General features: G+C 56.2%; 18 protein-coding genes. 11 read left to right on the top strand and 7 right to left on the bottom strand.

Going from position 1 to position 17590, the window contains the following annotated elements; translation table 11 throughout:
* Positions 1-17: 17 nt before the first annotated feature.
* Complete coding sequence (locus tag AB3175_RS04495; RefSeq protein WP_367359758.1) at positions 18-791, bottom strand: NAD-dependent deacetylase; 774 nt, start codon at positions 789-791, stop codon at positions 18-20.
* 375 nt (positions 792-1166) lie between these two features.
* On the opposite strand from AB3175_RS04495, the gene AB3175_RS04490 reads away from it, so the two are divergent.
* Positions 1167-2762 (top strand): AAA family ATPase, encoded by a 1596-nt coding sequence (locus AB3175_RS04490; RefSeq protein WP_367359757.1) that lies wholly within the window; start codon positions 1167-1169, stop codon positions 2760-2762.
* Positions 2763-2815: 53 nt separating this feature from the next.
* On the opposite strand, the gene AB3175_RS04485 is transcribed toward AB3175_RS04490, so the two are convergent.
* Together AB3175_RS04485 and trxA are read right to left on the bottom strand one after the other, a co-directional pair.
* Positions 2816-3553, bottom strand: coding sequence for an outer membrane protein assembly factor BamD (locus AB3175_RS04485; RefSeq protein WP_367359756.1), 738 nt, complete (start codon positions 3551-3553; stop codon positions 2816-2818).
* The gene (gene trxA, locus AB3175_RS04480; RefSeq protein ID WP_367359755.1) at positions 3553-3885 is read right to left on the bottom strand and encodes a thioredoxin; all 333 of its coding nucleotides are present in this window, start codon (positions 3883-3885) and stop codon (positions 3553-3555) included. Before trxA ends, AB3175_RS04485 begins: the two co-directional genes overlap by 1 nt.
* Positions 3886-4067: 182 nt before the next feature.
* On the opposite strand from trxA, the gene AB3175_RS04475 reads away from it, so the two are divergent.
* Positions 4068-4781, top strand: coding sequence for an MTAP family purine nucleoside phosphorylase (locus tag AB3175_RS04475; protein WP_367359754.1), 714 nt, complete (start codon positions 4068-4070; stop codon positions 4779-4781).
* Here AB3175_RS04475 and AB3175_RS04470 read toward each other — a convergent pair.
* The 3 genes from AB3175_RS04470 to AB3175_RS04460 all read right to left on the bottom strand — a co-directional run bounded on the left by AB3175_RS04470 (position 4778) and on the right by AB3175_RS04460 (position 7718).
* Positions 4778-5191, bottom strand: a complete 414-nt coding sequence (locus tag AB3175_RS04470; RefSeq protein WP_367359753.1) for a hypothetical protein — start codon at positions 5189-5191, stop codon at positions 4778-4780. The genes AB3175_RS04475 and AB3175_RS04470 overlap by 4 nt on opposite strands.
* Positions 5192-5203: 12 nt before the next feature.
* The gene (locus tag AB3175_RS04465) at positions 5204-7330 is read right to left on the bottom strand and encodes an acetate--CoA ligase family protein (protein WP_367359752.1); all 2127 of its coding nucleotides are present in this window, start codon (positions 7328-7330) and stop codon (positions 5204-5206) included.
* Between the two features lie 79 nt (positions 7331-7409).
* Positions 7410-7718, bottom strand: coding sequence for a hypothetical protein (locus tag AB3175_RS04460; protein WP_367359751.1), 309 nt, complete (start codon positions 7716-7718; stop codon positions 7410-7412).
* 284 nt (positions 7719-8002) lie between these two features.
* Between AB3175_RS04460 and hisI the strand changes: the two genes are divergently transcribed.
* The 9 genes from hisI (at position 8003) to rpoD (ending at position 16407) form a co-directional block, all read left to right on the top strand.
* Positions 8003-8374 (top strand): phosphoribosyl-AMP cyclohydrolase, encoded by a 372-nt coding sequence (gene hisI, locus AB3175_RS04455; protein ID WP_367359750.1) that lies wholly within the window; start codon positions 8003-8005, stop codon positions 8372-8374.
* Positions 8371-9246 carry an ATP phosphoribosyltransferase gene (gene hisG / locus AB3175_RS04450; protein WP_367359749.1) on the top strand — a complete coding sequence of 292 codons (876 nt, stop codon included), beginning with the start codon at positions 8371-8373 and terminating at the stop codon, positions 9244-9246. The genes hisI and hisG overlap by 4 nt, the downstream gene beginning before the upstream one ends.
* A 66-nt stretch (positions 9247-9312) precedes the next feature.
* Entirely contained in the window at positions 9313-9906 is a 594-nt protein-coding gene (gene hisB, locus AB3175_RS04445; protein WP_367359748.1) for an imidazoleglycerol-phosphate dehydratase HisB, read from the top strand.
* A 31-nt stretch (positions 9907-9937) separates the two neighbouring features.
* Positions 9938-10648, top strand: coding sequence for a hypothetical protein (locus tag AB3175_RS04440; protein ID WP_367359747.1), 711 nt, complete (start codon positions 9938-9940; stop codon positions 10646-10648).
* A 110-nt stretch (positions 10649-10758) separates the two neighbouring features.
* On the top strand, positions 10759-11487 hold the full coding sequence (hisA, locus tag AB3175_RS04435) for a 1-(5-phosphoribosyl)-5-[(5-phosphoribosylamino)methylideneamino]imidazole-4-carboxamide isomerase (protein WP_367359746.1): 729 nt from the start codon (positions 10759-10761) through the stop codon (positions 11485-11487).
* A 204-nt stretch (positions 11488-11691) separates the two neighbouring features.
* On the top strand, positions 11692-12039 hold the full coding sequence (locus AB3175_RS04430) for a histidine triad nucleotide-binding protein (protein ID WP_367359745.1): 348 nt from the start codon (positions 11692-11694) through the stop codon (positions 12037-12039).
* A gap of 317 nt (positions 12040-12356) precedes the next feature.
* On the top strand, positions 12357-12806 hold the full coding sequence (locus tag AB3175_RS04425) for a GatB/YqeY domain-containing protein (RefSeq protein ID WP_367359744.1): 450 nt from the start codon (positions 12357-12359) through the stop codon (positions 12804-12806).
* 26 nt (positions 12807-12832) lie between these two features.
* Complete coding sequence (gene dnaG, locus AB3175_RS04420) at positions 12833-14614, top strand: DNA primase (RefSeq protein ID WP_367359743.1); 1782 nt, start codon at positions 12833-12835, stop codon at positions 14612-14614.
* 53 nt (positions 14615-14667) lie between these two features.
* Positions 14668-16407, top strand: a complete 1740-nt coding sequence (rpoD, locus tag AB3175_RS04415; RefSeq protein ID WP_367359742.1) for an RNA polymerase sigma factor RpoD — start codon at positions 14668-14670, stop codon at positions 16405-16407.
* 180 nt (positions 16408-16587) lie between these two features.
* Here rpoD and lpxC read toward each other — a convergent pair whose 3' ends face one another.
* A complete protein-coding gene (gene lpxC / locus AB3175_RS04410) occupies positions 16588-17520 on the bottom strand; it encodes a UDP-3-O-acyl-N-acetylglucosamine deacetylase (RefSeq protein ID WP_367359741.1) in 933 nt (310 codons plus the stop codon).
* Positions 17521-17590 lie beyond the last annotated feature (70 nt).

Here is a 17590-nt window from a genome sequence, read left to right as displayed (position 1 = left end):
GCCGTTCAAGAAGATCTTTAGCCCTGGGCGATCCTTTTTACGCCGTTCAGCAGGGCCGTCATCGCGGGACCGGCCAGGTCATGGATGACGATGTCGGCCCTGCTGTCGCAGGGGGTCGGGTCTCGGTTGATGATGACGAGCCGTGCGCCGCTCCTCTTGGCGGTCACCGGCATGGATGCGGCAGGCTGAACGACGAGGGAAGACCCGATCACGATGAACAGGTCGCTGGCGGCGGAGCGGCTGTAAGCCTCCTGGGTTTCTCTGGCCGGCATGGCCTGGCCGAAGGAGATCGTGTCGGGCTTCAGAGGGCCGCCGCAGCTGTCGCAGTAGGGTACCTTCATTTCCTCCTTCAGTTTCTTCTGCACCTCCTCCCGGTCGAATTTTTTCCGGCAGTCGAGGCAGGAGACGGACATGGCCGTGCCGTGAAGTTCGATGACCTTCTCCGGCGAGCTTCCCGCCCGCACATGGAGATTATCGATGTTCTGGGTAATGACGCAATCCAGCCTTCCCATTTTTTCCAGCTCGGCAATGGCGATGTGGGCGGCATTGGGCTGCGCTTTTTTCATCGGCTCGTACATTTCCGTGGACATCTGCCAGTATTTCCAGCGGGAGATTTCCGAGGCGATAAAATTATCAAAATAGAAGTCTTCCGGATTGTACTTGTCCCAGACGCCTCCGGGACTGCGGAAATCGGGGATTCCCGACTCCGTGCTGAGCCCCGCCCCTGTGAAGATGACGACCGTCTTCGCCTCGACGATCCACCGGGCGATACGTTCTAGCTGCCTGTCCATAAAACCTTCCCTCCGGGACGTCAAAGTTGACGTTAAGATGATGTTCCAGCAGAAACCGGCAGGAAAGAACCCGGACGGCTCCGGCAGGCCTTGGGTTTGCCGTCGCAGCCGGGTGATGCCTCCAGCCGGTGACCTCACCTTTTTATGGGCGCCGGTGGGAAAAGGCAAGGGAAATGTTCTTTCCGGGAGTCCGTCCGAAAAGCCCTCCGCCGGCGATCACCACAGGCGGGAGGAACCCTGATCAGCCGCCCCATGGCGATTCTCAGTTTCATCTTGATTAACCTGGGCGGATTGATTAAAGGATGAGGCAGCCTTCGGGACAAAAAGCGAATCGAATTCCCGCCCATCACGGGGGAAATCCACAGAGGGGAAAAAATGGAGAAAACGCATCCTCAACTGGTTGCCGCCATGAGCCGGCCGGAGTTCTATCCCGGCAGCCCGGAGCGGGTTGAACTGCTGCAGACGCACATTTCTTTCATCTTCATCGCCGGAGATCTTGTTTATAAAATCAAGAAGGCCGTGGACTTTGGATTCCTGGATTTCACGACCCTCGAAAAGCGGCGATTCTACTGCGGGGAAGAATTGAGGCTGAACAGGAGGCTGGCCCCGGAGGTCTACCTGAACGTCGTCGAGATCGTCGAGAAACCGGATGGGCGGCTGGCGTTCGGCGATTCCGGGAAGGTCGTGGACTATGCCGTCGTCATGAAAAAAATTCCGGAGGAGCGCATGCTCAAGAGGCTGCTGGCCCGGGGAGACCTGCCGCCTGCCGCGATGGAGAGGGTCGCCGGAAAAGTCGAGGATTTTCACCGCCGGGCGGAAACAGGCGGAACGATCGACGAAGTGGGCGGACCGGAGACGATTCGAAGGAATATCGAGGAAAATTTCGAACAGACGCGAAGCTTCATCGGCGTAACGATTCCCGCCTATCAGTACTCTTTCATCCAATCCCGGGCCCTCGATTTTCTCGAAAGACGCGAAGGGCTGCTCCGGCGGCGGGTGGAGAACCACCGGATCCGGGATTGCCACGGCGATCTGCATCTCGAACACATCTGTCTTCTCGATCCTGAAATCGTCATTTTTGACTGCATCGAGTTCAATGAGCGGTTCCGCTACGAGGATGTGGCCGCGGAAGTGGCTTTCCTGGCCATGGACCTTGATTTCAACGGCTACCCGGAATACGGGAAGGCCTTTGTCGAAGCCTACATCTCGCTTTCGGGGGACGAGGAGATCCGCCGGCTCCTCAATTTCTACAAGTGCTATTATGCCTATGTCCGGGGGAAGGTCGTCGGCTTCAAAAGCCAGGACGCGGCCGTCGGTCGGGAAGAGCGGGAGGGGGCCAGAGCGGCGGCGGGACGGTACTTTGAACTGGCCTACGCCTGTGCCGGCCGTTTGGAGAGGCCGGCGCTGATCCTGCTGGCCGGCCTGATGGGGACGGGAAAGAGCGTTCTGGCCCGTAACCTGGCGGCCCCGCTGGGGGCGGAGATCCTGCAGATGGATGCCCTCCGCAAGGAGCTTCTCAACATCCCGGCTGAGGATCATCATTTTTCGGAGTTCGGGCAGGGGATCTATTCGGAGGAAGTTACGCGGCGCACCTACGAGGCAGCCTTGAGCCGGGCGGAGGAAATTCTCAGGGATGGCAGGCCCGTCATCATCGACGCCTCCTATAAAAGGCGCGGTGAGCGGTTGAAGGCGAAGTCGCTTGCCGAAGGGTTGCACGCCGATTTCTTCGTGGTTGAATGCCTGTGCCCGGAGGAAATCCTCGAGGAGCGTCTGAACAGGCGTTTGACGGAGGCGGGTGAGGCGTCGGATGGCAGGTGGGAGATTTATATGGCGCAGAAAAGCGATTTCGACCCCATCAACGAACTTGCCCCTGGCGAGCACCTGTCCGTGAATACTGCCGGCTCTCCGGAGGCGTGCGCCCACGAAATTCTTCTGAAAATGAGGAAGGCTGGAGAAGGCCCCGCTCAATAGGCGGGGGGCCATTCCCCCGCGGCGAGGCCGCTGGATGAACGATCGGAGAATCCTTATTTCTTATCGGCTTTCTTCTTTTTGGACTCTTCGAGCTCCATCAGCTTTTTTGTTTCCTCAATGTAGACGGACGTTTTGTAATCCAGGCCCAGGCCCGCATATTCCCGGGTTATGGTTTCGAAGCGCATAAGCGCCGACGGATAATTCTTCTGCTTGAAATAGAATTCCCCCACGTAAAACTCATGTTCAGCGAGCCTGATGCGGCATTCCCTGAGCATTTTTTCCGCCATCAGGGAGAATTTGCTGTCCGGGAAGCGCAGCAGAAGCTTTTCGAATTCCTTGGCCGCTCTCCGGGCTTCGGTCTGGTCGCGGTCAATGGACAGAATCTGCTCGTAATGGCACATCCCTATCTGGTACATCACATAGGGGATGTTCTCGTTCGTGGGATGAAGGTAAATGAAGTCGCCGTAGGCGGCTTCCGCTTCCGCATAGGACTTGTCGCTGTAATGGGCGTCTCCGATTCCCAGCTTGGCCAGAATGGCCAGTTCGCTCATGGGATGCTCGTCCCGGAGCCGTTCAAAGGATTGAATAGCCTTTTTGTACCGGCCGTTCTGGTAGTCGGTATATCCTTTCTTGTAAAGGCCCTCGGGGGTCCCCCGGGTCATGTCCGACTTCCTGAACAACTGACAGCCTGTCGAAAGAGAGAGGATCAGGATCCAGGAAAGGACAGCGATCAGGAAGCGAAGGTAAGGGGTTCTGTGAGTCATGGGCTTTATGGTCTTGCGCCGGGCCATTAGAGGCTCTGATTGATGAATTCTTCCAGCCGTTCCCGCGAAACGACCCCGACCAGGGTGTCCATCACCTTGCCTTCCTTGAAAAGCATCAGCGTCGGGATGCTGCGCACCCCGAAATCTGCGGCGGTTTTCGGGTTTTCGTCCACGTTGAGCTTTGATATCTTCACCTTGTCCTTGTAGGCTTCGGCAAGTTCTTCCACCAGGGGACCGATGGCCCGGCAGGGCCCGCACCAGGTTGCCCAGAAATCAACCAGGGCCGGTTTATCTGATTTGATGATTTCCGCCTCGAAATTCGCATCGGAGACATGTACCACTGGTTCCTGCGTACTCATGGAGAGACCCTCCCTGTCAGATTTAAATTTCCTGTATCTATGTCATATCCTCCCGAGGGATGTCAATGGCATTTTCAGGGCGGAGCCGGGGAAAAGATCCGGCGCTTTTGACAGGAGGAAGGCGATCTGTTATAGGGGGCAGTGATTGCAGGGAAAGGGGGATGAGGAGACGGATGCGGCCTTTGGGAATTCTTTCCGGGACGGTCATCCCGCGGGGCGGCGAGCTTTTCGGAAATCTCCGGGAGGCGCTCATTGAGACGGAATACGGCCCTGCGGAGGTGATGCGCTCCGACGAAGTCGCTTTTATTTCGCGGCATGGGGCAGACCCCGAACGATACGTCCTGCCGCACCGGATCAATCATCGGGCCAATATGAAAGCCCTTGCCGAACTGGGGGTGAAGGAGATCGTCGCCATCAACTCGGCCGGTTCCCTCCATCGAAAATGGAAGCCGGGAACGATCATGATTCCCGAGGATTTCATTTTCCTGGCCGGCATTCCCAGTATGTTCCGGGACCGCTACGCCCATATGACCCCGCGGCTCGATCCGGGAGTGAGGTGGCGTCTCCTCGAAGCCGCCCAACAAAGCGGGGTGAATGCGGTGGACCACGGGGTTTACTTCCAGATGCCGGGACCCCGGCTGGAAACGCGCGCCGAGATCCGCATGATCGCGCAGTTTGCCGACCTGGTCGGCATGACCCTGGCGAGTGAAGCCGTAACGGCGCAGGAATTCGGCCTGGCCTATGGGGCGCTCTGCTCTGTGGACAATTACGGAAACGGTCTGGCGGAAGAGCCTTTGACGGTCGAGCAGATTGTGGCCCATGCCCGGGAGAACGCCCGGGTCATGATTGCCGTGGCCACCCGGTACCTGGAGAATTATGGCCGCCGGACCCCCTAAAAGGCTCCGAGCTGGCAGGGGCTGATCTTGATCTTCAGGGTTTCGCAGGCCGAGGAAACGGCCATCTTGGGGATTCTTCTTCTCTTGGCGATGGCCCAAGCCTCTATGCAGGGCAGGGAATTTCCCTTCATGGCGTTTCGAATCTCCTCTTCCAACTCCGCCGATACTTCCGCCGCAGGTTGGACAATCTTCTTCTCGGGCTTGTAGCCGTAAAGCCCAAGCTGACATTTAACAAGGCGGATTTTCATTGCGTCGAGCCTCTGTCCCAGATTCCCGTGAGTCTCTCCGAACTGCGCGGAGATCTGCATGGCCGCCGCGCAGCTCAGCTCGCCGCCTTCGGCGCTTTTTCTGATTCCCTCTTCAAGAGCCGGGTCGCTCGCAATCTCTACTTCCTTTTTTGGACCTTTCACTCCTTTTTCTCCTTACCGGTGATCTGTCCTTGAAATGGGGCCGCCTAAAACGACCGTCGCATCCACGGCAACAGCGCTGTTTCCAGTCGCAAGGACGGGGTTGATGTCAATTTCCCGGATGCGGGGACAGCCTATCATCACGTTGCCCAGGTTGACCAGAAGAGCGGCGATCACGTTCCGGTCGACAGGTTCAGATCCGCGGAAGCCGTCTAAAATCTGGGGGGTCCGCAGCCGGCCGATGGCGTCTAGCGCTTCCTCCCGGCCCAGCGGGGCGGGCGCGAAAACGGTGTCGGCGACGAGATGGGCCAGGACTCCGCCAACGCCGATCATGACGCAGGGGCCGAACTGGGGGTCACGGATGGCGCCCAGGATCAGCTCCACACCCCCCTGCACCTGCTTCTGGAGCAATACCGAACCGTTACCGTTCATCCTCTCCATGAGCCGCTCAAAGCTTTCTCCTGCCTCCTGCGGATTCCGGATGTTCAGTACGATCAGCCCGTGCTCCGTCTTGTGGACAACCCCAGGCTGCAGTCCCTTCATTACCAGGGGAAAACCCATCCGGGCCGCCACCCCCTCGAATCGGGAAAAATCCTCAATCACGGCCTCTTCCACGGATGGAATACCGAAGGCTTGAAGAATCCTTTTGGACGTCCACTCATCCTGGGGACCCTCCGCATCTTCCAGGACGCGGGAAAGATCCGCTGAAAGCCCCGTTGAACTTGGCGCCGGGACGGGCTGAGCCCCCTCGAACCGCGGAAGCTTTCCCGAGGGCTGAAAGAGAATGGACAGGCACTCCACGGCCCGGTGCAACTCCTGAAAGACCAGGAGCCCCAGGTCGCGGGCTCTTTTCCTGGCCTGAAAGACCTCTTCATGCCTGCCCAGCAGCCACAGCAGCACGGGTTTTCCGGAAGCGCGGCTCTGCCTGGACATTTCCTCCAGGTTCAGCCGGATTCGCGTGTATCCCGAAAAGGAATGGACGAGGACGGCATCCACACCCGGGTCGTCAAGAACCGCTTCCAGGGCGAGGCTGTAGATGTCGAGATCCGTTCCGCTGTGCTGTTCGATAGCCGGCCAGATGTCCACGGGATCGGCCACGGGCATCCACTGGGGAAAAAGGCGGCCCAGGCGGATTTTCGTTGCCTCCGAAAGCTCGGCAACGCTAAGACCCTGCTCTTCCATGAAATCGGAGGACACGATGCCCGAAGCGCCGCTGAAGGTGATCACGGCGATCCGTCCCCGGGATCGGCTGCGCCGGGGGGGGTGGAGGGCAAGCGTCCGGCAGAAATCGACAAGCTGCTTGAAGTCCTGCGCCTCGTAAACTCCGGCATGGGCGAGCGCGCCGGCGGCAACCCGGTAATTGCCTGCCAGGCTGGCGGTGTGGCTGATGGCGGCCTGCGCCCCCGTTTCGCTCTTTCCCCCCTTCAGGACGACCACGGGTTTGTCGCTGTTCCGGCAAAGATCCAGAAAGCGTCTGCCGTCAATGAAGGATTCGAGATAGAGGCCGACGGAACGGGTGTCGGGATCTTCGAGGAGATGGGCAAGGACGTCGCTTTCGTGGATGTCCGCCTTGTTGCCGATCGAGCAGATCTTGCTGAAGCCGGTGATCCCATGGCTCAAGATGTCGACGACAAACCCCGCGGAGAGCATGCCGCTCTGGACAATCAGGGACACCGGTCCGGGGAGGAGGCAGGAAGGAAGGACCTTCGGGTCCGTGAAAGAGAAGATGTGCCCCCTGATGCCGTCCACGAGCCCCATGCAGTTCGGTCCCCAAACCCGGATTCCCGTTCGTCTGACAAATTCCGAGATCGCCCGCTGAAGGGCTCTTCCCTCGTCATCCGTCTCCGCAAATCCGCCCGATTCGATCATAATCCCCCGGACGCCTTTGGCGGCGCATTGCTCCAGCGCTTCGGGAACCATCCTGGCCGCGATGAAGAGGATCACCAGGTCGACGGGTCCCTCGATGTCCGCCAGAGCGGGAAAGCAGGGAATGCCTTCAATGCTTGCATGCTGGGGGTTGACGGGATAAATCCGTCCCTGGAACGTCGAAATCAGATTCCTGAGAATGGCATATCCCCCCTTGAAGGTTTTGGGGGTTGCACCGAAGACGGCAATGCTCTGAGGATTAAAAAAATAGTGCATATTTCAGAAGGCGGTAAGGAAAAAGAATGTCTTTCGTCGACAGGACAGGTCATGGCAGCTGAGTGTTTTCAGAAGAGAGTCACTCCCCGGCGGATGTCTTCGAAGCCCCTTCCCTCAACCTGTCCAGCTCTTCACGATACAGGTTGGTCTGGGCCTTTACGGCCTCGATTTCATCCCGCGCCCTTGCCAGCTCTTCATCCTGCTTCTGCCGCTCGCGGTTCAATTTGTCCTGGATGTCATCGAAACCGATATAGACGGCCAGGACACCCCCCAGGATCAGGAATATGGGGACGGCCCCTTTCAAGAGCGCCACGAAATCAGACCACCAGAAGATCAGCCCAAGCAACCCAAGAAACGTCGAAATTGCGCCGCCGGTCAATAGTGACATCGCCGTTTACCTCCCTTACATAATGTGATGACTCATTATAAATAAAACGGCCCCGAGAATTCAAAGCAAATGTTTTCAGCGGACATTGGAGCCTCTGAGTGCTGTATCGCATCATCTGTTCTGAGATAGGTTGCTCTAAAATGAAAGTCAAGAGAAATCAGGGGGAAAATGGAAAAAAAGCTTGATCATCAGGGGTTTTTAAATTAGCATTTCCTGCTTTGATAATAGATGCGTTTTATTAAAAACGCGTTTGTGTAGGGTGATATTCAGCGAGGAGAAACAGGATGTTGGAACCGAATTTTGAAAAAGGAAACGGATTGATACCTGCAATCGTCCAGGATTACGACACCGGCGAAGTGCTGATGCTTGCGTACATGAATCGTGAAGCCTGGCTTAAAACTCTGGAGACCGGAAAAGCATCCTATTGGAGCCGCTCCAGGAACAGCCTCTGGATCAAGGGTGAGACATCGGGTCATTTTCAGACGGTCAGGGAGATTCGGATCGACTGCGATGAGGATACGGTTCTTCTGAAGGTCGAGCAGGCCGGCGCGGCCTGTCATACGGGCTACCGGTCCTGTTTCTACAGGAAGATCACCGCCGGGGGCGTCGAAATTGTCGGCGAAAGACTGGTGGATCCGGAGGACGTCTATAAATGAATAATAAGTTGAAGCTGGGGATACCCAAGGGGAGCCTTGAAACGAAAACCGTCGATCTTTTTGGAAGGGCCGGGTGGCACATCACCTATGACAGTCGAAGCTACTTCCCCGATGTCGACGACGAGGAGCTTTCCTGCACCCTGGTCAGGGCCCAGGAAATGTCCCGGTACGTGGAAGACGGCACGCTGGACATGGGGTTGACGGGAAAGGACTGGATCATCGAAAACGGCTCGAATGTCGTGGAGATACAGGACCTAGTCTACTCAAAGACATCGGCCAAGCAGGCCCGGTGGGTCCTCGTTGTCCGGGAGGACTCTCCGATCACCAGGATAGAGGATCTCGAAGGAAAGCGCATCGCAACGGAGCTGCGCAGCTTTACGGAGCGGTACTTCAAGGAGAGAAACATCCGTGTTCACGTCGAGTTTTCCTGGGGGGCGACGGAGGCCAAGGTCGTTGAAGGCCTGGTGGATGCCGTCGTGGAAGTCACCGAGACGGGGAGCACGATTCGAGCAAACAACCTGAAAATCATCCATGAACTGATGCGGACCAACACGGTTTTAATCGCCAACGAGGCGGCCTGGGATGATCCCTGGAAGCGTCAGAAGATCGAACAGATCCGGACGCTGCTGAACGGTTCCCTCCAGGCCATGGGCAAGGTGGGAATCAAAATGAACGTGCCCAGGCAGAACCTGGATCGGGTGATTCAGCTGCTCCCCTCACTGAGGGCTCCGACGATTTCCAACCTGTATTCCACCGACTGGCTTGCGGTTGAAACGATCCTTGATGCGAAGTCCGTCAGGGACCTGATCCCCCTGCTCCAGGAGGGCGGGGCCGAAGGGATCATCGAGTATCCCCTGCACAAGGTCATTTGAGGGCAGGGGGAACGGAAAGGCCGGAGACGAACGGGCAAGATCGGGAAAGGAGTGTTGACGGGAGCAATGACAGCAAGACAGGCTAGGGTTCAACGAAGCACCTCGGAGACCGACATCTCTGTGGAAATCAATCTCGACGGCAGCGGCCGGGCCGCCATAGACACCTCGGTCCCATTCTTCGATCATATGCTGACCCTCTTCGCCCGGCATGGACTTTTTGATCTGACGATCAAGGGCCGGGGGGATACCGAGATCGATGACCACCACCTTGTGGAAGACATGGGCATCTGCCTGGGGCAGGCATTGAAGGATGCCGTCGGTGACAAAACCGGCATGACCCGATATGGAACGGCGACCGTACCCATGGACGAGACCTTGTGCTCCGTGACCGTGGATGTTTCAGGAAGGCCTTACCTGGTGTACCGCGTCGAATTTTCTCCCGGTGCAAGGGCCGGAGGGTTCGACCTTCAGCTGATCAAGGAATTTTTCAAGTCCTTTTCAGATCATAGTGGAATCACCTTGCATATCAATGTATTTTATGGTGAAAATAACCATCACATTACAGAAGCCATCTTCAAGGCCTTTGCCCGTGCATTGAGCATGGCCGTAACCACCGACAGCAGGATTTCCGGTGTGCTATCCACAAAAGGCTGCTTGTAAGTTAACATTTATGCCGTCACGGGGAGAGGAAATGGGGACTTTGTTCATCCTATTGAAAGCCAGGAGGCCTGCGGCTGCCTGCCTCCTGGTTGCTGTCATCTTGTCTGTATTTCTCATCGGTTGCGCTCCGCACAATCTTTCAACGAAAACCTATGCGTTGGATAAGCCGATCAACGTTCACCGCATCGCCGTTTTCCCCATCCAGAAGCTCGATTCGGATGAAGCCGTGGACAATACGGTGCGTTGCGAGGTTTGCGGCGCCGTTGTGACTCTCGGCAGTGTCGAGCCTCAGGCCGAAAGGGTTGTGGAGGAAGTTGTCCTGTCGCGGCTCGAGAAGACGGGAAAATTCGAAATCGTTCCGCCTGAACGAACCCAGGGGGTATACCAGCGGATTTCCTCGGATTTCCTGAAGGATTCCCTGAAGGGCTCCCTGGGCAAGGTCGGGCGGGAGCTGGGCGCGGATGCGATCCTGTATGGCCATGTCTATCGTTTCCGGGAGCGTAAAGGTTACGCTTACGGGACGGACCAGGCCGCCTCGGTCGCCTTTGCCCTGCATCTCATCGATGTCCGCGACGGCTCACTGATCTGGAGGGGCAAGTTTGACAAAACTCAGACGTCGCTGATGGAAAACATCTTCCAGCTTTTTGCCTTTTACAAGGAGCGGGGCCGCTGGCTGACAGCCAGGGAGCTTACGGACGAAGGTGCGGCGGGAATGATTGAGACCTTTCCAGGTGCGAACTAGCGGCGTCTGCCTCCAAATCGGCGTTCCGGCGGGCCCGGTTTAAGATTTCCCCGAAGGGCGTCAAGGCCCGGTCGTGTCAAATCCGTCAATTTCTGAGAGGGTTTTTCGAAGTGGTTATTATTCCTGCAATAGATCTGAAGGATGGAAAATGCGTACGGCTCCTTCAGGGAGACTTTAACCGCGTCACGGTATACTCCGACCACCCTGCCGAGATGGCGCGGTTGTGGCGCGAGAAAGGCGCTGAGCGCCTGCACCTAGTGGATCTCGACGGATCGGTTGCCGGCGCACCGGTCAATGCCGGGATCATCCGTCAAATTGTCAGGGAGGTCTCCCTCCCCGTGGAAATCGGCGGCGGAATCCGGGACCTGGCGACCGCAAAGAGCTACCTGGATATGGGGGTGCAGTGGGTGATTCTGGGAACGGCCGCCCTCAAGGATCGTCTGCTTGTGTATAAAGCCTGTGAAATGTTTCCGGGGCGCATCATCCTCGGCATCGATGCGGCCAACGGGAAGGTTGCCGTCGAGGGCTGGACGGAGCAGAGCGAAATGACGGCTTCGGAGCTGGCAAAGTCCTACGAAAACCGCGGCGTGGCCGCCGTGGTCTATACCGATATCAGCAGGGACGGGATGCAGACCGGGGTAAACGTGGATGCTACGAAAAGCCTGGCCGAAGAGATTGAAATTCCGGTGATCGCCTCCGGTGGAGTCGCGACCCTCGAAGACATCAAAAAGCTCCTTCCCCTGGAAGAGGCGGGCATTTCGGGCGTTATTGTCGGCAAGGCCCTCTATTCAGGCGCCATTTCCCTTGAAGAGGCGATCCGCCTGACGAAGCGGGTCTGAAGCCCGGGGTGCGAACAACGTGTTCCTTCCTCTGGCAGCCCCGTCCATTTTCCGGGCCGCGCCCGAAATGAACCTGCATCGCCTCCATCTGTCCGGCTTGCCCCCCCTGGCTCTGAAGCGGGCGGAAGGGGAGGAAGGCAGGAAAGGAAGAGACCGAAAACCTGAAATCTGCCGGAATGTTTTATCAAAGAAGGAGAGCGCAACATGTCGGAAGACTGCCTGTTCTGCAAGATCATTGGGGGTGAGATTCCCTGCTCCAGGGTTTATGAGGATGATTCCGTACTGGCCTTTGATGACATTCACCCCATGGCACCGGTGCACGTCATTGTGATTCCCAAGCGCCACATCTCCACGTTGATGGATGTCTCCTCCGATTCCATGACGGATCTCATGAAGTTGATGGCCGCGGCCCAGAAAGTCGCCAAGCTCAAATCCATTGATGAAAAGGGGTTCCGAGTCGTCATCAACTGCAACGCGGAGGGCGGCCAGGTCATTTTCCATCTCCATATGCACGTGCTGGGGGGGCGCAAACTGAGGGATGAAGTTGGATAAATAAAGACGTTGACAAGTCTTCAGAAGTAATTAAATTTAGTTACGATATTGATTCTCAGATGCATTCCTGCGCGGCTGTCTGCTCCGCGGATTGGCCGCTTCCTGATGTGTAAGGTAAGGCTCTTTCATGACATGGTGATTTTGAAATCCGCAGAGGTGCAGCCATAGATCCTTATTCTTTCAAAGAGAGACTCCTCGTTTAATCCCCAGCACGCAAGTCCGCCCTTGTGTGTTGTTTTGCTTTTGATGAATCCTCATCCTGTAGTAAGGGGCAAATCCCGGAATGGCGGAACAAAGAACGGAAAAAGGGAGAAACAATGAGCTTCAAGGAAATCGTGGAAACAGAGTTGATAAAGGCGGCGAAGCAGCAGGACAAGGCGCGTCTTTCGACGCTGCGTCTCATGAAGGCCGCCCTGCACAACAGGGAAATAGACTTGCACAGGGAGCTGAACGAAGCGGAAGTCCTGCAGCTGCTCTCATCCATGGCCAAGCAGAGAAGGGATTCCATCGAACAATTCAAACTCGGTGGAAGGGACGATTTAGTTCAGAAGGAGTCCCTGGAATTGGAGATGATACAGGCGTTCATGCCCCAACAGCTCTCCGAAGAGGAACTGGATGCCGAGATTGAAAAGGCCATCCAGGAGGTCCAGGCGGCCAGCATCAAGGATATGGGGAAGGTTATGAAAGTCCTGATGCCCAAGGTGACGGGAAAGGCGGACGGCAAGGCGGTCAACGAACGGTTGAAGGCGAGGCTTTCCGGTTCGTGATGATGCGGCCGTGACGGAGTGGCGAAGTGAAAGGAGTTCAGCCCGGGGACAAGGTAGCGGAAATCAAAAGCAGGCTGGATATCGTCGAACTGATATCGGAGTATGTCTCCCTGAAAAAAGCCGGGAGGAATTTTCTGGGGCTGTGCCCTTTTCACAACGAAAAGACCCCGTCTTTCACGGTGAATCGTGAAAAACAGATGTTCTATTGTTTCGGCTGCGGAGAAAAAGGGGATATTTTCGCCTTTTTGATGCGCCTGAACAACGCGACCTTTCCAGAGGCCTTGAAGCTGCTGGCGGACAGGGCGGGGGTTGCTCTTCCTGCTTCTCCTTTTCTTCGAGGGGGAAAACATTCACCCAATGCCAGAGAGCAGATCATCCAAATCAATCACATTGCAGCAGCCTATTTTACAGCCAACCTGTTATCCCCCGGCGGGAAGGCTGTGCTGAGCTATTTGAAGGAACGGGGGCTGAAAGAGTCCACCATAAAGGAATTTGGCCTGGGATATGCTTCCGATGGCTGGCGGCATTTGAAGAGCCATCTCGAACAGCAGAAGGTTTCGTTAAAAATGGCCGCCGAAGCCGGCCTCATCGTGGTCAAGGAAGACCGGCCGGACGTTCAGTACGATCGCTTTCGTCACCGGCTGATGTTTCCCGTCAAGGACGTGGAAGGAAGGATCATCGCCTTTGGAGGCAGAATTCTGGGGGACGGCGAGCCGAAGTACTTGAATTCGCCGGAATCGGCTGCTTACAGCAAAGGAAGGCAGCTTTACGGATTGAATTCGTCGAAAGACGCGATCCGAGAGAAGGGGTATGGAATCTTCGTTGAAGGATATTTTGATCTGATCGCTCTCTGGGATGCGGGAATCAGGAATGTCGTGGCGACGCTGGGCACGGCCCTGACCAGGGACCATGTCGTCTTGATCAAGCGTTATGCCGAGCGGGCTGCCGTTCTCTTCGATTCAGACGAGGCGGGAAAGAAGGCGCTGGCGAGAAGCGTGGAGCTGTTCGTTGCGGCGCACATGGATGCGAGGGCCGTCATTCTCCCTGAAGGGCTGGACCCCGACGATTTTGTACGCCGCTTCGGCGGAGAGGCTCTGGAACGGAGAGTGGAAGAGGCCCCCTCGATCGTTGATTATTATATCGACACCGTCATTGGGGGAGGTGCGACCTTCGAGGAGCGGGGAGAAGCCGCCGTCCGGGCGGCTGCGTTCATAACCGGGATCGAGGATGTCATCGACCGGAATCTCTTTATCAAGCGGGTGTCGGAGAAGCTGGGCATCGATCAGGACATCCTGAAAAAAGAAGTGTACGGGCGGCTTTCTCCAAAACGAAGCAGGGAAGCCCCACCGTCCCGGCGGCCGGAAAAAAGAGCGGCCGGACCGGAAGTCAATCTCATTCATCTCATGATGGAATGTCCGACGGTTGTTCCTTCCGTCGTTGAGGCAAATGCGATGAACTATTTTCTGGATCGCGAACTGAAGTCCATCGGAGAGGCTTGGGGCCGCTACGTATCCGGGGAGGCAAACCCGGCTCCCGAAAGCGCCCTTTCCTTTCTCCAGGGGCAGGAGCCTTCCGAACGTTCGGAGGCATTGGTGAAATTGCTGATCCAGGAAAGCCCTTTTTCGAAGGAGAGCCTGGGGCCTCTCTCCTCTGACATGATCCGGCAGGTGAAGAGGCGCTGGTACAAGGAGCGGCATAAAAGCCTGACGGAGCGTCTGTCGGCTGCTCAATCCTCCGGAGATTCAGATCTTGGCCGAAAACTTTTAATGGAAAAAGAGCGATTAATGAGGGAAGAAAAGGATTTGTAGGCCTTCCCCGGCTTTTTGTCCTGATCATTCACCGAATTCATGGAGTGACCGTTATGGGAAAAGATATACAATCAGAAGACTTTAAAAAGTTGATCTCGCTGGGCGAGGAAAAGGGATTCCTGACGTATGACGATGTAAACGACCTTTTGCCGTCCGACATCACGTCTTCCGATCAGATCGACGATATCATCATGCTGTTTGGAGAAAAGAACATCGATATCATCGATACGGACAAGGGCGAAAAGATCCTGGTGAAGAGCCCCGTCGAAGAGCACGAGACCACAGCAAAGGAAGGCGAACTCGTCGATATGATGTCCGTCGTGGGCAAAACGGGCGACCCGGTGAAGATGTATCTGCGCGAGATGGGCTACGTGTCCCTGCTGAGCCGTGAGGGTGAGGTGGAGATTGCCAAGATCATTGAAGAGGGCGCTTCCGAGGCCATGGGGGCCGTCTTCGGCGTCAAGGCCTCCGTAAAGGACGTCGTTGATATCGGGAAAAAGCTGAAAACGGATGAGATCCGCATCAAGAATGTCATTGATAATCTCGAGGATGAAGACGGTTATGTCGAGGAGGATACCCAGCGGGAGCGTGTTGTAAGACTGCTCGATAAGGTCGCCATGCTGGACGGCAAGAATGAAGTCATTCTTCAGAGGCTCAAGGCGAAGGACATCGGCGAGGAGGATAGAAAGGCCTTAAAAATCCAGCTGGAAAAAAACAAGAAAGCCATTACCCGGCTTTGCCGGAAAGTCCGGTTCGGGAAAAAACAGATCGACAAGCTCATTTCCAATATCAAGGTCTACCTTTCCGACCTGGAAAAGGCAGAGGAGGACATCCAGAGGTGCAAGGATGAAACAGGCCTTTCGCTCACGCAGATCGAAAAGGCCTGCGCCAGGCTGAAGAAGGAGTCGGAGGAGGCTGTCTGCGGAGAGTACGGCATTACGCTGGATAAGCTGCAAGCCGCGGATTCCGCGATCCGGGAGGCCAACCGGAAGCTCAAGAATATTTCGAGGGAGACAGGCTACTCGACCACCGCCTTCAAAAAAATACTCTTTAACATCGAGAACGGCGAAAAAAAGGCCGAGGAGGCCAAGCGGAAGCTGGTGGAAGCCAATCTGCGCCTGGTGGTCAGTATCGCGAAGAAATATACGAACCGTGGCCTGCAGTTTCTCGACCTGATCCAGGAAGGCAATATCGGGTTGATGAAGGCCGTGGATAAGTTCGAATATCAGCGGGGATATAAATTTTCAACCTATGCAACCTGGTGGATCCGGCAGGCGATCACCCGGGCGATTGCCGACCAGGCCCGAACCATCCGGATTCCCGTGCACATGATTGAGACCATCAACAAGCTGATCCGCACTTCGCGTTATCTGGTGCAGGAGCTGGGCCGGGAGCCGAGTCCCGACGAGATTGCCAACAAGATGGAGTATCCCCTGGAGAAGGTGAGAAAGGTTCTGAAAATCGCCAAGGAGCCCATCTCGCTGGAAACGCCCATCGGGGAAGAGGAGGACAGCCATCTGGGCGATTTCATCGAGGACAAGAAGATCATGTCGCCTTCGGAAGCAACAATCAGCATGGACCTGGCGGAGCAGACAAGAAAGATCTTGTCGACGCTTACCCCCCGGGAAGAAAAGGTTCTCCGGATGCGTTTTGGAATCAGCGAGAGAATGGATTACGGTGACGAAGAGCTGGAGCAGGGGGAAAGCGAGGAGGAGATTCCCGATCCCATCGAGATCAATGTCATCCGCAAACTGAGAAACCCATCCCGGCGGCGGGTGAACAAGCAGTTGTAATCCCGTGGCCGGGCGAAGATAACGGCCGGCCGACGCGGCAGAGGGGGCGCGGGCATGTGCCCCAATGCGGCGGAGCCTACGATGCCGCCATGCGGGCGGACGTTGACGGGGAATCGGGATGGTAAGATTCCGGGAGGAAGTTCTCTGCGGCGTTTCCGCCGCAGGGGTCCGGTCGATGCCTTACGCGTGGACGGCGTTCAGCATTTTGTAGGAAGGGGCATCCAGGGCGTTCAGCGCTTCGTAAGGCTCCTGGATATTCACCGCCGTCGCCGTCGTCCAGCTTTCTTTTTGTTCGAACAATGCCTTCAACAGCATGGAATTCAATTTGTGGCCGGATTTGTAGGCTACAAAATGCCCCATAACGGGCATTCCTGTCAGCGAGAGATCCCCGATCGCATCCAGGATCTTGTGCTTGACGAATTCATCCGGGGCTCTCAGGCCCTCCTTGTTGATGATCCTGGTTTCGTCCAGGATGACGGCGTTCTTGAGAGAACCGCCGAGGGCCAGGCCTCTGGCCTGAAGGTATTCCACATCCTTTAAAAACCCGAAAGTCCGGGAATTGCAGATTTCCTGTTCGTACGATTCGTCCGACACGATGAGATGATAGGACTGAACCCCGATGGAGGGGTGGTCAAACTTGATTCTGTACGTGATTTCGAAAGAGGCCGAGGGCACAAACATCGCGTAACTCTCCCCTTCCGATACATGAACGGGTTTTGTTACGACCAGGTATTCCCTTAATTTCTCCTGCATGCAGGTGCCGGCCTTCTTCACCATTTCGACAAATGGAAGGGCACTGCCATCCATGATCGGAATTTCCGGCCCGTCAACTTCGATAATCGCGTTATCCACGCCCATGCCGCTGAATGCCGAAAGGATGTGTTCAACCGTGGAAACCGCCGTGCCGTTCGTGCCGATGGTTGTTGCCAAGGTGGTGTCCGTAACGTTTTCCAGGGAGACCTTGATGCGATGGCCGCGGTCCTTGTCCCTGCGGACCAGCAGAATGCCCTCATCTGAGGCCGCGGGCCTGATGGTCATGGTGATTTTTCTACCGGTATGCAACCCTACACTCTGGCAGGTCAGTTCATTTTTGAGAGTTTTTTGAAAATTCATAAATAGGATCCTTCGTTAATAGATAGCTGACCGGATAAAGCAAGACATGTTCCAGAGAAAAAAGTCACAC

Origin of the sequence: Syntrophus sp. (in: bacteria) (assembly GCF_040768185.1) — a bacterium.
GTDB classification, from domain to species: Bacteria; Desulfobacterota; Syntrophia; order Syntrophales; family Syntrophaceae; genus Syntrophus; species Syntrophus buswellii.
Note: the sequence above shows the minus strand (reverse complement) of the source record. Positions and strands in the feature narration are given on the sequence as shown.